Origin of the sequence: Zhongshania borealis (assembly GCF_039539625.1) — a bacterium.
GTDB lineage: Bacteria > Pseudomonadota > Gammaproteobacteria > Pseudomonadales > Spongiibacteraceae > Spongiibacter > Spongiibacter borealis.
Genome location: NZ_BAABDM010000017.1, coordinates 1 through 14135, shown reverse-complemented (window position 1 = coordinate 14135; position 14135 = coordinate 1). Strand labels below are relative to the sequence as shown.

Annotated in this window: 14 protein-coding genes; 6 read left to right on the top strand and 8 right to left on the bottom strand. The window is 49.6% G+C overall.

Annotated elements, in window-relative coordinates:
* Positions 1 to 140 precede the first annotated feature (140 nt).
* The 3 genes from ABD836_RS19330 to ABD836_RS19320 all read right to left on the bottom strand — a co-directional run bounded on the left by ABD836_RS19330 (position 141) and on the right by ABD836_RS19320 (position 4956).
* Positions 141 to 851, bottom strand: coding sequence for a cyclic di-GMP-binding domain-containing protein, MshE-related (locus ABD836_RS19330; protein ID WP_344939275.1), 711 nt, complete (start codon positions 849 to 851; stop codon positions 141 to 143).
* Positions 852 to 1308: 457 nt separating this feature from the next.
* Positions 1309 to 3744: a TonB-dependent receptor gene (locus tag ABD836_RS19325; protein ID WP_344939272.1), complete on the bottom strand. Its 2436-nt coding sequence runs from the start codon at positions 3742 to 3744 to the stop codon at positions 1309 to 1311.
* Between the two features lie 186 nt (positions 3745 to 3930).
* A complete protein-coding gene (locus tag ABD836_RS19320; protein ID WP_344939269.1) occupies positions 3931 to 4956 on the bottom strand; it encodes an AraC family transcriptional regulator in 1026 nt (341 codons plus the stop codon).
* A gap of 227 nt (positions 4957 to 5183) precedes the next feature.
* Here ABD836_RS19320 and ABD836_RS19315 point away from each other — a divergent pair, with 227 nt between their 5' ends.
* Together ABD836_RS19315 and ABD836_RS19310 are read left to right on the top strand one after the other, a co-directional pair.
* Entirely contained in the window at positions 5184 to 6281 is a 1098-nt protein-coding gene (locus tag ABD836_RS19315) for an SMP-30/gluconolactonase/LRE family protein (protein WP_344939266.1), read from the top strand.
* Positions 6282 to 6407: 126 nt separating this feature from the next.
* Positions 6408 to 7868 (top strand): flavin-containing monooxygenase, encoded by a 1461-nt coding sequence (locus ABD836_RS19310; protein ID WP_344939263.1) that lies wholly within the window; start codon positions 6408 to 6410, stop codon positions 7866 to 7868.
* 15 nt (positions 7869 to 7883) lie between these two features.
* On the opposite strand, the gene fghA is transcribed toward ABD836_RS19310, so the two are convergent.
* Entirely contained in the window at positions 7884 to 8732 is an 849-nt protein-coding gene (fghA, locus tag ABD836_RS19305; RefSeq protein WP_344939260.1) for an S-formylglutathione hydrolase, read from the bottom strand.
* Between the two features lie 49 nt (positions 8733 to 8781).
* Positions 8782 to 9906, bottom strand: a complete 1125-nt coding sequence (locus ABD836_RS19300; protein WP_344939257.1) for an S-(hydroxymethyl)glutathione dehydrogenase/class III alcohol dehydrogenase — start codon at positions 9904 to 9906, stop codon at positions 8782 to 8784.
* 116 nt (positions 9907 to 10022) lie between these two features.
* On the opposite strand from ABD836_RS19300, the gene ABD836_RS19295 reads away from it, so the two are divergent.
* Together ABD836_RS19295 and ABD836_RS19290 are read left to right on the top strand one after the other, a co-directional pair.
* Positions 10023 to 10925, top strand: a complete 903-nt coding sequence (locus ABD836_RS19295) for a LysR substrate-binding domain-containing protein (RefSeq protein WP_344939254.1) — start codon at positions 10023 to 10025, stop codon at positions 10923 to 10925.
* 111 nt (positions 10926 to 11036) lie between these two features.
* Positions 11037 to 11357, top strand: coding sequence for a hypothetical protein (locus ABD836_RS19290; protein WP_344939251.1), 321 nt, complete (start codon positions 11037 to 11039; stop codon positions 11355 to 11357).
* 32 nt (positions 11358 to 11389) lie between these two features.
* Here ABD836_RS19290 and ABD836_RS19285 read toward each other — a convergent pair whose 3' ends face one another.
* Together ABD836_RS19285 and ABD836_RS19280 are read right to left on the bottom strand one after the other, a co-directional pair.
* Complete coding sequence (locus ABD836_RS19285; protein WP_344939248.1) at positions 11390 to 11773, bottom strand: nuclear transport factor 2 family protein; 384 nt, start codon at positions 11771 to 11773, stop codon at positions 11390 to 11392.
* Positions 11774 to 11874: 101 nt separating this feature from the next.
* Positions 11875 to 12753 (bottom strand): SDR family NAD(P)-dependent oxidoreductase, encoded by an 879-nt coding sequence (locus tag ABD836_RS19280; RefSeq protein ID WP_344939245.1) that lies wholly within the window; start codon positions 12751 to 12753, stop codon positions 11875 to 11877.
* Positions 12754 to 13130: 377 nt separating this feature from the next.
* Here ABD836_RS19280 and ABD836_RS19275 point away from each other — a divergent pair, with 377 nt between their 5' ends.
* Positions 13131 to 13349: a hypothetical protein gene (locus ABD836_RS19275; protein ID WP_344939243.1), complete on the top strand. Its 219-nt coding sequence runs from the start codon at positions 13131 to 13133 to the stop codon at positions 13347 to 13349.
* 102 nt (positions 13350 to 13451) lie between these two features.
* Here the strand turns inward: ABD836_RS19275 and tnpA are convergent, their stop codons facing one another.
* Positions 13452 to 13844, bottom strand: coding sequence for an IS200/IS605 family transposase (gene tnpA, locus ABD836_RS19270; RefSeq protein ID WP_344939278.1), 393 nt, complete (start codon positions 13842 to 13844; stop codon positions 13452 to 13454).
* On the opposite strand from tnpA, the gene ABD836_RS19540 reads away from it, so the two are divergent.
* Positions 13830 to 14135: helix-turn-helix domain-containing protein (locus ABD836_RS19540; RefSeq protein WP_425583053.1), on the top strand; the 306-nt coding region annotated here is incomplete at its 3' end. The two genes, tnpA and ABD836_RS19540, sit on opposite strands and share 15 nt — an antisense overlap.

Here is a 14135-nt window from a genome sequence, read left to right as displayed (position 1 = left end):
GAAGTTAAAAGCGACGGGGCTCGTCGTTTCTGCTCATGGAGGCCTGCGTAAGACCGGCACAGTGTCGGCAGCGGCCTAAGAAGTGAGAAGCCTCACCCTAGCGAAGCGTAGGGTGGGGAGAAGTCACCGCTCAATGAGTACTAAAATCGTTTGGTAATATTTAAACCTTTTTCGCCAAATCTGATAGTGATAGTGCCGTCACGGCTGCGGCTTAATTCATTTAAATCGCGATTTTGGATGTTTAGTCCCGCTAGATTTCTTGCGCTTTGCTGCCCCCATGTTCCCTGTGAGTCAGTTGTTTTTTCCTGAGTAAATTTCCCCGAAATAAATTTTTGCCAGAGGCTTTTTTGATTTTCGTCTGCGGCTGCATTGCAGCTGCTGGCCATCATCCATGTCGCAACCGCAGCTGCACTAATCAGTTTTTTCTGTAGTTGTAGCCACTGCGTTAGACGAATTGGTGTCAACACTTGTTGTTCAATTAATACCTCGCCAAGGCGCCGACTCTGGCGACTGTGTTCCGCGAGTGCTGAATCCAACTGCTGGGGGCTTATTTCACCGCTGTCTAAAAGTAGCTGGCCCAAGCTGAGTTGCAAGTCCTCTGTCATGCTGCCGTCGGGCTTAAGTGCATATGTGTATTTCGTGAGTTTTTCCTGTAGCTTGAGTATCGTCTGTTTTTCGACGCTGCTAAGTATAGACCGTTGCACAAGGACTTCGCCAAGGCGACGGCGACTCCAGCGTTGGGTGCTTAAAGCCTGGTGCAGCGTCGTGCTGGAAATAAAGCCGCCAGCGACAAGTAGTTGTCCAAGGGAAAGTGGGCCGGGACGTATAGCGCCGAGTTTTCTAGGGTTCATAGGTTTACCGCTCCTATTCCGACCATAATGCGGAATGGATGACTTTATAAGCTATATCTTGCCTATATAGCGGCAGTGCTTTCAATACGTAGATAGCGCAGCTTAATTGCGGTGTTCACTAAGGTTAGCTCGGTATATTCCGTGTACAAATAACCTAAGCCTACTTGCACGCCGAGGCGAACCCGCAGCTCTGCGTCAAGACGCTGAATAGCTGATTTGCCAGCGTTTTTGAGGAAGTTCGAGGCGCCGGTAGCATTAATGAACTGCTGATCGGTGAGTTCTGGGAAAATAGTGCGGCGTATAGGCGTATGATGTTTTTAGCCGCTTGGTTTTAAGACTGACTTTCAGGGTCTCAATGTATTACGGTGAGGCGGGGTGTGGTGAGATAAAGCAGGCGGCTTCCTTGCGTAGCCTGCTTTTGAGCGAGTTTTGGCGTCAGTGAACTGATGCCAAAACTTTAGAAGCGGTAGGTGAATTCAGCGCCGTAGGTCCGTGGTGTGCCTGCCAAGTAGTTGTCGTGACCAAAACCGGCTTGCAGGTTTATCGCGTAGCTGTCGTACTCTTCATCGGCGAGATTTTTTACCCACAGTGATACAGAGTAGCTATCGTCGCTGGCGTGCCAGCTGGTACGAGCGTTAAATAACCAGTATGCGTCCTGGCGAATTTCGCCGTAGCCATATTGATCATTGTAGGCGCTATACCACTGGTCATCCTGGAAGTTGCCATTAATGTTGGTTGTTAGGTAGCCCGCTTCCGTTACCCAAATATCGTAATCCAGTGAGATGCTGTAGTTAAACTTGGGTGCTGAGATCAGCTCATTGCCGCTAAGGTCAACGCGATCGTCGGCATCTGCAATTGTTTCGGTATTCGCTAGGGTTAGTTCAGAGAACTCGGTTTGCAAATAACCGAAGCCGATTTGCAGCGTAAGTTTTTCGGTTATACGCGCCCATAATTCAGCCTCTGCGCCCGCAATTTGTGAACTACCAGCGTTCTCTAGGAAGTTAGAGAAGCCAACAACGTTAATAAACTGCTGGTCGGTGTAGTCATAGGAAAATAGTGCAGCGTTTAAGCGCATGCTGTTGTCGAGTAAGTCTGCTTTAAAACCGACTTCAAATGCATCGATATATTCTGGCGATGCGTAGGCCGTTTCAATTGGGCGCGCTAGGTAGTATGCGCCGCCATTGAAACTACCGCTGCGGTAGCCGTGGCTCGCACTGACGTAGACCATGACATCGTCGTTAATACGGTAGTCAAATCCAAGTTTTCCCGTCCACTCGGCTTCATTGGCTTCCAGCTCTGGTGCGGAATCCAGTGTATATGCGCCGTGTGTGTAGCCAAGGCTGAGAACGTTTAGCAGCAGCGTTGGATCGCTAAGAATATCAATCAGCTGCGACTGGGATAGCGGTAGTGAGATATAGGCATCGTCAACACCGGTGGTATTGCCAGGTACGTACGTACCTCGAGGGCTGCCGTCGTAACCAACGCGAGATATATTGAAGTAGCTTTGCTTGTTACCGTCCTTGGTATAGCGCAGCCCGAGGTCCATGCCGAAGCGATCAGTAAAATCAAATCGCATTTGCGAGTACGCGGCTAGGCTGGTTTTTTTGGTTTCCATGCGCTGATCGAGCATGCCGTAGTCGAGCAAGAACGGGTATTGCTGAACCGTATCGGGCTTGGCTAGGCCAACGCGCACATCCGGCGGGGTGTCAAAAATATCGTAGATATTGTGCATGTACTGATCTTCATACCCGAAATACACGCCGGCGATAATATTGAACATGCCGTCGAATTCAGAGGAGAAGCGCAGATCCTGACTGTAGCCGATGGTGTCGGAAGACCACGTGATGGTCAGCAAGTCGTTGGGCGAGCCATCGGTGTCGGCTTTTTGATAATAGTCGGCGTCGTAGTAGGAGGATACCGAGGTGATTGAGAAACCGTCGCCGGCAAAGCTAACGGTCAAACCGACGATTTCGGTATTGGTAATAAGCGCGCCAACTTCATTGGCCTCGGTCTCATGGAAATCTAAATTACGGCTTTGGCCTGAGTAGCCATTGTAGTCAGAATTCGGTGCGCCGATTAGGTCTGTGCGGCCTTCGTTTCTGGCTGGGGTGCTCAGTGCGTCATTGCCTGAAGTCGTGTATTTAAACACCGCGTCCCAGGTGTCGTCTGGGGCAAAATGCAAAGCAAAGCGACCGCCTTGGAAGTCGGTTTGGCCGCCTTTTTCACTGCGCCCAACAATATCGACATAGCCTTCGTCGCGCTTGAAGCTAAGTGCACCACGTGCAGCTAGAATGCCATCAATGAGTTGGGTTTCTGCGCCGGCTTCTGCGCTGGTGGCGTTGAAACTACCCGCGCCCAGTTTGATGTAGTTGCTGGGCTCGTCGTTAAATTGCGGGGTGCGAGTGATGATGTTAATTGCGCCGCCGGTGGTGTTTTTTCCATATAGCGTACCCTGGGGGCCACGCAGGACTTCTAGGCGTTCGATGTCAAAAAAGTTAGCGCCGTGGCTGTATACCGGGGCTAGATACGTTTCGTCGACGTACACGCCGATTGGGCTGGCCTGGTTGGAACTGTAGTCTGACATGCTCACGCCACGGATTGAGAAAATGGGCTGAATGTCACCGTAGGGTCCGCTGACCTGCATATTGGGAACTTGTGCAGAGATGTCACTGGCGTTCTCAAAGCCGTATTTATCGAGCTGCGTGCCAGTTAAACCGGTAACGGCTACTGGGATGTCCTGCGTGCTCTGGCTGCGCTTTTGCGCGGTAACCAACACTTCTTCAAGCATTGGCCCAGCTGCGGCGCTGTTAGCGGCGCTGGTAATGGCAATACAAATGCCGGCGCGCAATAGATGCCGACGACTCTTGTGTATAGATGGGCGACGTTGCTGCATGAGCGATTCCTTTAATACGGGATGGAACTAGAGGTAGAATTTTACAAGCGCGAGAATGCCGATATTTTACTCGCTAAAATTGCCATTGAGCGACATTTTTTTATCTTTTGGCGACAATGTGGGTCGCTGTTATTCACATTCGGCTCGTTGGGCAATTGAGGTGGGGCTTGGCAGCTAATATCTCGCTCAGGGTTCGTTTATTGTGCTGCTCTGCTGTGATTTCCGGTAATGATTTGGTGTTACTCCGAACCAACGCTTGGCGGCGCGATTGAATGAGCTTTGTTCTTGATAGCCTAATAGCGCGGCGATTTGCGCCATTGGCATGCGTCGCTCTGCGAGGAAGTTCTGGGCATCTTGCTTCCTGATACTGTCGACCATGTCCTCAAAAATATAGTCTTCATCCTTTAAGCGTCGTTGTAGGGTGCGTGGATGCATAAACAGCTCGTTCGCTACGTTTTTAATATTGCAGCATTGGGTGGGTAATAGACGGCTTATAATAAAATTTGTTTGCTCGATAAAGTTGAGCGGCGAACCGCCACTTTTCTTGATCACGTAGTTCGCGATGACATCGCGCTGAAAGGCATCTGCAGTGCGGATTGGGAAATCAAGTTGTTCTGGGGTTAGCACTAGGGCGTTACAGTCTTGATTAAACAAGACTGGGCAGCCAAAGTGACGCTTATAGGTTTTTAAATCCAAAACACGGCTATGTCGAAATAGTACCGCCTCCGGTCTTTTGCGTTTCTCCGTTAGTATGGCGTGGATATTGGCCATTAGACCAATCGCCATTTCGATTGTTTGATGACGGTACGGGAAATCCGTCACGTTGATGTCTAGCATGATTCTTGGGAATTGGGGCGAGGATGTGTTGTCGAGAGAGAGTTTTATCGCAGGGCTATGGTGAGCAATATAGCGGCCAATACAAAATAACGCGTCACCGAACGTGCTCGAAGTACGCGCCATAATTGCGATTGGGCCAAGAGTTTCCATGCTTTGCTTAGCCGACAAGCGCAAGCCAAAGTCTGGGCATTGCAATGTTTCTGCCGACGCTTCGAGAACCTGCATTAAACTGTGGAAGAAAATAAGATAATCTAGGTCTTCTAGCCGATCAGGATCAATATTGAATTGTCGAAGCAGCGGATCGGGGTGTCCCCCAAGTTCACAGACGAGTTCTTTATATCCGCTAAGTGCGGAAGTTCGGATCAGGGGGCGCATAGGTTTACATCCATAAAGAAAGCTAGCATGCTGTCGTCAAATGTTAAATTTAGCTTAGCGCTATTGTGCTGTCGCGGCTAGTGTTTTGGCTTTTTAAGACGTGCTCGCACTCGTCGAGATTGTTGTTGCAATACATTGAAGTAGGCTCTATCAGCGCTGCTTGATTTTGGAAGCCCGCTAATTCATTGGCGGGTAGTTCACATTAAATAACGATAAGAGAGATAGTCATGGGGCGTTTTATCCGTTGGTCTGCCGTTGTGGTTTTGCTGTTGTTGGTTGTTGGTTTGGCCCTGCATGCTCGCTCACCTATTCAGCCTGTGGCATTTGACGCTCCGGTTGGGGACGGTTTAACAGGTGATTTTTCGACAAATGAACGGCTCGAGGCTTTAACAAGACATTTAGAAAATGTTGGTGTTGGCCCGGAGGATATCGTGAAAGGCCCTAGCGGCGATTTTTTTACCGGCTATCAAGACGGTCGGATTGTGCGTTTTGCGGTCGCGGAGGGGCGATTTGTTGAGGGTAGTCATCGGGAATTTGTGGATACTGGTGGGCGCCCGCTAGGTATGCAGTTTGATGGCGCGGGCAACTTGATTGTCGCGGATGCGTTTAAAGGTTTGTTATCTGTGTCACCTACGGGTGAAATTACAACGCTTGTCGATTATGCCGATGATCCCTCACTGCGTTTTATTGATGATGTTGATGTCGCGGCGGATGGGAGTATTTGGTTTAGTGACGCTTCAGGTCGCTTCGGTTTACACAATTATATCTATGACATTGTCGAGGCCAGTGCGACCGGACGTTTATTGAGCTATGAGCCGTCGACCGGCCGAACGCGGGTGCACTTAACGGGTTTGTACTTTGCGAATGGTGTTGCTCTAGGGCCGGATGATAATTTTGTGTTGGTCAACGAGACCGGCGCGTCTCGGGTGACACGCTTGTGGTTAAAAGGCCCAAAAGCTGGCCTTAGTGATGCGTTTATCGCCCGCTTGCCCGGTATGCCGGACAATATCAGTTTTAATGGTGTTGATACCTTTTGGGTGGCAATGCCGGCCTTGCGAAGCAAAGAGATTGACGCACTGTCGCAGTATCCTTTTATACGAAAATTACTCGGCGGCTTGCCCGCCGAGCTTCTGGTGCCGGCGAACCAACTTGGTTTTGCATTGGGGCTAAGCCTAGACGGCAAAGTGAAATTTAATTTACAGTCGTCGAGCGGTAAATATCATACGATAACCAGCGTGAACGAGTATGACGGACAAGTGTGGTTGGGCAGTTTGGCGATGTCTTCGGTTGGCGTGCTGCCAGCGCCTAGCGCTCAGGAATTATGATATTGTCGCTATGATTTTGTAAGGCGCTGTTTATTGGCGGCATTGATACACTAAAAAATAATAATGACTTTTCGCGAGGGCCATAGGCCGTCGACGAGAAGTACAAAAGTAATTTGGGGAGCAATAGTGGCGGAGCTAAATACGCGAAAAATTATCATCATTGGTGCCGGCTTCTCTGGAATGGGCTTGGCTATCCATCTTCAGAAAGCCGGCATCAGCGATTTTGCTGTTTTGGAAAAAGCAGAGGAAGTCGGTGGCACGTGGCGCGAGAATCATTACCCCGGTGCAGAGTGTGATATTGCCTCTGCACTCTATAGTTATTCCTTCGAACATAATGCTGATTGGCAGTATAAATGGGCAGAACAGCCGCAAATTTTTGACTACCTAAAAGGCACTGCAAAAAAATATAAGTTGTATGAGCATATACAATTTGCAACGGAAATCAGTAGCGCGCATTTTAATGAAGAGACCAAGTGCTGGGAATTACTTAGTGTCGATGGTCAGCAGTGGTGCTGCCAGTTTTTAGTTGCGGCGGTTGGGCAGCTACATCGGCCGTTCACACCTGAAATACCCGGGCAGGCGACTTTTAATGGGCCGCAGTTCCACTCGGCGTGTTGGCAGCACGATATTGATTTGACCGGCAAACGGGTTGCCGTGGTCGGTAATGCCGCCAGCGCCTTGCAGTTTATTCCCCCAGTAGCGCAGACGGTTGCCAAACTTACCGTTTTTCAGCGCGGTGCTAATTGGGTTATTCCTAAGCTGGATCGACCCTATCGGGCTTGGGAGCAATGGTTGTCTGCACGTATTCCACTGCTCGCGAACTACTACCGTTTTAGCGTCTGGCTGCGAAATGAACTATTAATATTTCCAATAATGAAAGGTTGGCGTTTACATTGCCGAATAGGTTTGTGGATGCACCGGCGATATATAAACAAGCATATTAAAGACCCAGTCTTGCGGGCTAAATTGACACCTGATTACCCAATGGGTGCCAAGCGTATTTTAGTGTCAGATGATTATTATGCGGCGATGGCGAGAGAAAATGTCGAACTAGAAGTTGGCGGCATTACTCGCTTGTCAGAGCACGGCGTGGTCACTGCCGATGGCAGGGAGATTCCTGCTGATGTCATTATTTATGGCACTGGCTTTAAGACAAACCCCTTTTTGGCGCCGATGGATATTCGCGGTGTTAGCGGACAGACTTTACGCGATGCCTGGCAGCAGGGCGCGCAGGCCTATTTGGGTATGATGACCCATGGCTTTCCGAATTTGTTCATGCTGTATGGTCCAAATACCAACCTTGGCCATAATTCGATTGTGATTATGGCAGAGGCTCAATCTCGTTATATTACGGATGTTATTACCGAACTAGATAGCCGTAGTCAGGAGGCGATTGACGTTAAAGATGAGGTTGAGCAACAGTATAACGAGGAAATGCAGCAGCGCCTGTCGGAAATGGCGTGGAACGCGATTGAGGCTAGCTGGTATAAAGATGGCGATAAAATTACTAACAACTGGCCAGGTACGACATACGAATACATACGTCGAACTCGGCAGGTGGATTGGGATGACTATCGCTTAAGTTAATTTTTCGTGTCGATGTTAGTGGTTGTTTGCTGCGAAGTGCTTGGTATGAAAGCGTAAGTGCTGCTCGATGAAGCTGGCGATAAAATAATAGCTGTGATCGTAACCATCGTGATAATTCAGTTGCAGCGGATAGCTTTTATCAGTCGCGGCGGCGGCCAATAAATGCGGTTTAAGTTGCTCGCTTAGAAATTGGTCATCATTCCCTTGATCGACTAGCGCGGGAATAAACTTTGTTGCACTCTGCATTAACTCGCAGCTGTCGTATTCTTTCCATGCGTCTTTATCAGCGCCTAAATAAGCGCTAAAGGCTTTTTGTCCCCAAGGGCAGTTTATCGGGTTGCATATTGGGCTAAAGGCTGACATCGACGAATAGCGTTTGGGGTTTTTCATGGCGATTGTTAAGGCGCCATGACCGCCCATGGAGTGACCGGAAATAGCGCGTTGGTCGGATATCGGGAAATGCTGTTCGATGAGTTCGGGCAGCTCATTCACAATATAGTCGTACATATGAAAATGACGATTCCAAGGTGCTTGGCTGGCGTTGACATAAAACCCCGCCCCTTGACCTAAGTCGTAGCTGGCGTCATTGGCTACGTCGTCGCCACGGGGGCTGGTGTCCGGTGCGATAATGGCAATGCCGAGCTCTGCGGCGATACGCTGCGCGCCGCTTTTTTGCATAAAGTTTTCGTCGGTGCAGGTGAGGCCCGACAGCCAGTAGAGAGCCGGTACTTTAGTGCCGGTATTGATTTGCGGTGGCAAAAAAATGGCAAAACGCATATCGCAATTCAGTGTGTTTGAGCGATGAGTGTATTGCTTATTCCAACCGCCAAAGGCTTTGTTGTTGCTGATATTTTCTATGCTCATAGCGCTTCGCGCGGCTTTTCAACCGCGCGTCCTTGTTGATCGTGCCGGCTTAGTAGTGAATAACTGAGCGAATACTTTTGCCCTGGTGCATTAATTCAAAGGCTTCGTTAATGTCTTCTAGCGGCATAGTGTGAGTGATGAAATCGCTGAGTTTGAATTCGCCGGCGAGATAGCGCTCGACGTAGTCTGGAAGTTCAGAGCGGCCGCGAACGCCACCAAACGCGGTTCCTCGCCAGACTCGGCCGGTAACAAGCTGGAATGGTCTGGTTGAAATTTCCTGGCCCGCGCCGGCCACGCCGATAATGATCGATTCGCCCCAGCCCTTGTGACAGCACTCTAAGGCCGAGCGCATAATATTGACGTTGCCAATGCACTCAAAAGAATAATCAACGCCACCGTCGGTCATTTCTACGATGACTTCTTGTATTGGTTTGTCGAAATTTTTTGGGTTGATGCATTCGGTGGCGCCGAGCTTGCGGGCCAGATCAAATTTACTTTCATTAATGTCGATGGCGATGATGCGGCTGGCTTTGGCCATTGCGGCGCCAATGACGGCCGATAACCCTATGCCACCCAAACCAAAAATAGCGACCGTGTCGCCTTCTTCTACCTTGGCGGTATTCATCACTGCGCCCATTCCCGTGGTGACGCCACAGCCGAGCAAGCAAACTTCTTCCAGTGGTGCGGCGGGGTTCACTTTGGCCAAAGATATTTCTGGCAGTACCGTGTACTCAGAGAAGGTTGAGCAGCCCATGTAGTGGTAAATCGGCTGGCCATCTTTATAAAACCGGGTTGTCCCGTCAGGCATCAGACCTTTACCTTGGGTTTCACGGATTTTTTGACAGAGGTTGGTCTTGCCGGATTTGCAGAATTTACACTCGCCACACTCGGGGGTGTAAAGCGGTATTACGTGATCGCCGACTTTGACGCTAGTGACGCCCTCGCCAATCTGCTCAACAATCCCGCCGCCTTCGTGGCCGAGAATTGCCGGGAATATACCCTCTGGGTCATCGCCAGATAAAGTGAATGCGTCGGTATGGCAGACGCCGGAGGCAACAATTTTAATTAAGACCTCGCCGGTCTTGGGCAGCATGACATCGACTTCTTCAATTTTTAAGGGTTGGCCTGGCCCCCACGCGACGGCGGCTTTGGATTTAATGAATTGTTCAGACATGGCGATTTCTCGTTGTGGCGAAAAAATGGATGTGTTGTTTACTGTGGCTCATTGTAATTGTTTCTGTATTGGTGATAATCGAGTTATATGCAAAACACTTTTACGGAAATGTAATAATGGGTCAATGGCAAGGTGTTGCTGAGTTTGTGGCAGTGGCGGAAACCGGCAGTTTCACTGCTGCGGCCGGTCGTTTAGCGGTTTCAGTTGCGCAAATTAGCCGTCAAATTAGTGCATTAGAAGACCGGCTCGGCGCTAAGTTGTTTTTTCGCAGTACCCGCAAAGTGGTGATGACGGAAAATGGCGGTGTTTACTACCAGCACTGCCGCAGCTTAATGGACGGTTTGGAAGAGGCCGAGCGCGCTATTTCGGATTTGCAATCAACACCGCGAGGTAAGATTAAGATGACGGCGCCGATTACCTACGGCGAAGAAAATATCATGCCTTTAGTGAATGATTTTTTGCTGCGGTATCCCGATTTAGAGTTGCACTGCGAGCTCAGTAATCAGCTAGACGACCTCGTGACACAGGGTTATGACTTGGCAATTCGCATAGGCAAGTTGACTGACTCAGCGATGATGGCGCGAAAGTTGGCATCGCGCACGCGCTATGTTTGTGCCGCACCTGATTATTTAGATCGCTACGGAATTCCTCATTCACTCGCGGAACTAGAGCAGCATGCCTGTTTGCTTGGTGCGTCGGATTTTTGGCGATTTCAAGAAGCGGGAAAGTCGCGCAATGTGCGGGTAGTCGGGCGTATTCGTTGCAATAGTGGTTACGCCTTGGTGGATGCTGCGCTGAAGGGGCTCGGTGTGATTCAGCTGCCCGATTATTATGTACGTGCATTTCTTGACGATGGGCGTTTGATCCGAGTGCTTGATCATTATCGTGAGCCGGAGGAGGGGATATGGGCGCTGTTTCCCCATAATCGGAACTTGTCACCGAAAATCAAATTGCTCGTTGATTTTTTAACCAAGCAGTTGGCCCCGGGCTTATCTGAAGCGCCGAATAAGCAAGCGTGACCTTGGTTACGTTGTTAGTGACAAATTCACGAAAATGAGTAATTGAAAAAGCTTTGTGGTATTTTCGTCTCTATTGAATTGATAATTTTGGTCTAATTAGTGAGGATGAGGATGTTGAAGCTCTGGAAAAAGGGGAAGTTGATGGGGGCTGGTTCCTGTGCGCTGTTTCTGGGCGCGTTAACAGTAAGCTCGTCACTCTCAGCGCAAACCTTGCCTGTGGTGGGGGATTTGTTAGATGTTGGTTTGGTTTTGGGTGGGGATATGCTGAGTGGTACTTTGCTAAATGATACGCTGAGTCTCCCAGGCGCCGGCCTAGTGCTCGGCGGTGACCTGCTTGATAGTGTTGGATCAGTGTCTACCTTTGAATTGCTTGGTAGCCTTCCTGGCTTGAGTGCAGCTGAGCTGAGTAAAACCGCCGCAACGCCACAGTAATTAACTGTGGCAGTTGTTCTGGGGCGATGTGCCTAAAGGCTTTCTAGCATTGCCCGCATTTTTTCTTTGATTAAGTTAATTGCCTTGTAAGGTCTGAGCATCACCTTAAAGTCGACAATTTTTCCGTTGTCGTCCCAGCGAATCATATCCACACCGTTCACAATAATTCCGTCGACCTCTACGACAAACTCCAATACCGCATTTTTACCGTCTACAACTTCGCGTACGTAGTGAAAACTGTCGTTTGCCAAGACATGAAAGGCTGCTGCGAGATACATCTTAGTAAGATCTTTGCCTTCTTGCGGGCTATGCACAACTGGCGAGTGGAAGACGGCGGTTTCTGCGAGGAGGGTGTCTAGAGCTGATACGTCTTTGCTGCTAATGGCCTTGTGCCATGCGTCTAGGGATGTGTTCATTGCTGCGCTCCAAATTAACCGTTCAAAACGTGTTCGGTTTTGTAAAGTACAGTAATGTAAGGTGACGGGCAATGTTCAGCTGAGCACTGCCCGTCGTGGCTTTAGCCGTGTAAACCGTGCTCAATAGGACACTGGCCACGTGCTAGTTTTTTAGCGCGCTCCACAAGAGTCGCTTCCATGGTTTCGCGGCCAATCATAATGACAAAATCGTCCTGGCGAATGCCATCTAGGGCAAAGGCAGCGAGTTCGTCTAAGTCTTGAACGGGTAGTTCAACACCGATTTCTTTCATGCCAGTCATAAATTCGTCAAAGGTCATTTCGCCGCCTTCGGGCGCGGGCTTTTCGCGCGCTAATTCCGCTGGGCGGTTGCGACGGGTAGTCCAGATTCCAGTAGGCAAAATGCCGCCTGAAGGGTAGAAAATACAAGCGCGGAGCTGGGTGTTTTGGCCAACCAGTTGAGCGTTCAGGCATTCGGTCATAATTGATACGCCCGCTTTGCTTGAGGCGTAAACAGATTGATCTGCCAGCGGTGAAATACCGCCGTCGCCGGAGGATGTGTTCATGATTAATCCTGGCTCGCCGGATTCAATCATGCGCGGCACAAAGGCTTGAATACCGTGGGCGACGCCGCGTAAATTTACACCCAATACCCAAGCCCAATCGTTTGGCGTGGTGTCCCATACATTGCAGTTTGAAACGCTAACGCCGGCGTTGTTACAGAGAATATGGCAGGCGCCGAACTCTGCAAATACGGTGTCGGCTAGGGCGCTTACTGATTCGGCCTTTGATACGTCTGTAACGATGGCGCGCACCACACCGCCATTGGCACTGAGTTCGGCGGCGGTCTTGTCTAGGGCGGTTTTTTCGACGTCTGAAAGTACTACCTTGGCCCCAGCTGCAAGAAAGGCCTTGGCCAGTGCCTTACCTATACCGCTGGCGCTACCGGTAACGACAACAACTTTATTAGTGAAATCCTGCATTTTTGCTCCCCATATTATGGCTTTTATCGTGGCTAATGTATGGCGCTGACGAAGTGCTATCGTCTGGCGGCGCCACTGCGCATTGCTCTGGTGTAACCATAATATATTTTTACACTTGAGTGTAGTTATTTTTGGTGGTGCTTACATCGTGACAATTGCGGCAGGGGTCCGCGGGGAGTTTGGTCGTGGTGTCCTGCTGGCTAGAGTCGATCCTGTACTGGGATGTATGATTAATTCACGTTTTCGCCCAATCATGCGGCATTGTCATATTAGCGTCATCACTATGTAACATTCCTACACGATAATTTGTCCTTATGGCTGGACGTGTTTAGCCCCTTAATTTTCCTTGGTGTTGGTTTTTGAAAAGCGGAGTGTATATGTTTTCAAATCGTGGTGTTAAATCTGTTTCAGTAATGATGCTTGCCGTGGCTGCCGTGTTTTTGTCGCCAGTGTCGGCTATGGCCGATGAGCCTGCGCAATTAATTGAAGAAGTTACCGTGGTCGGTGCTGTTCGCGGAAGCGCAAGTCTGACTATAGCGGATATCGATGTGGCCGGTGATGAAAACCTAGAAGAGATGCCTGCGATCTATGAATAGGTCTCGGTAGCGATAGTACCCTTGAAAAGTCGCTAATTTATCTTAGCAGTTGCGCCGTAAACCCTCGCCCCTATTAGGGCGGGGATATAAGGCGTCCAGGCGCTAGCCTGGTGGGGTTTCTTGTTGCTCGATGTACTGCCGAATGTCTATAGTCGGTACACCGGCAGAGCAGGCAAAATAGGATCGACTCCAAAGAGCAGAACTTTTCGATAACCTCCGCAAGTCAGGGTGCAGGCCCCTCAGCCGTCGTGATCCGGTAGCTTTAAGTTGATTCGCGAGCCAAGACACCGAAATGCGCGGCGGATATTTCACAAGTAGATGAACATGAGCGCGCTCACCATCGAATTGCTCAAGTTCACAGCCATGCTTGGCGCACACATGCTTAAATGCCCAAGACAGATCCTCTATGTGTTGCCCGGTTAATACCTTCCGACGATACTTGGTTGTGAACACCAAATGGACATAAAGTAGCGTTACGCTATGCCGCTTTCGGATAGCATCTTCATACGTGCGAAAACCTTGATAGCTGGGTATGCATACAGTATATTCATCTTCATGTTACGCGCAATGAAAGTCAGGCTGTATCCGAACGATCAGGCAAAAGCCGAATTGGATCGGCAGTTTGGCGCTGTACGTTTTGTTTATAACAAGGCGCTCGTCATAATCAGCCACCGATATAAAGTTCACGGTGATTCTTTACGCGCATCAAAGGACATTAAGCCACTATTGGCTATTGCAAAGCGAAGCCGAAAATACAGCTGGCTTAAGGACTTTGATGCAATAGCC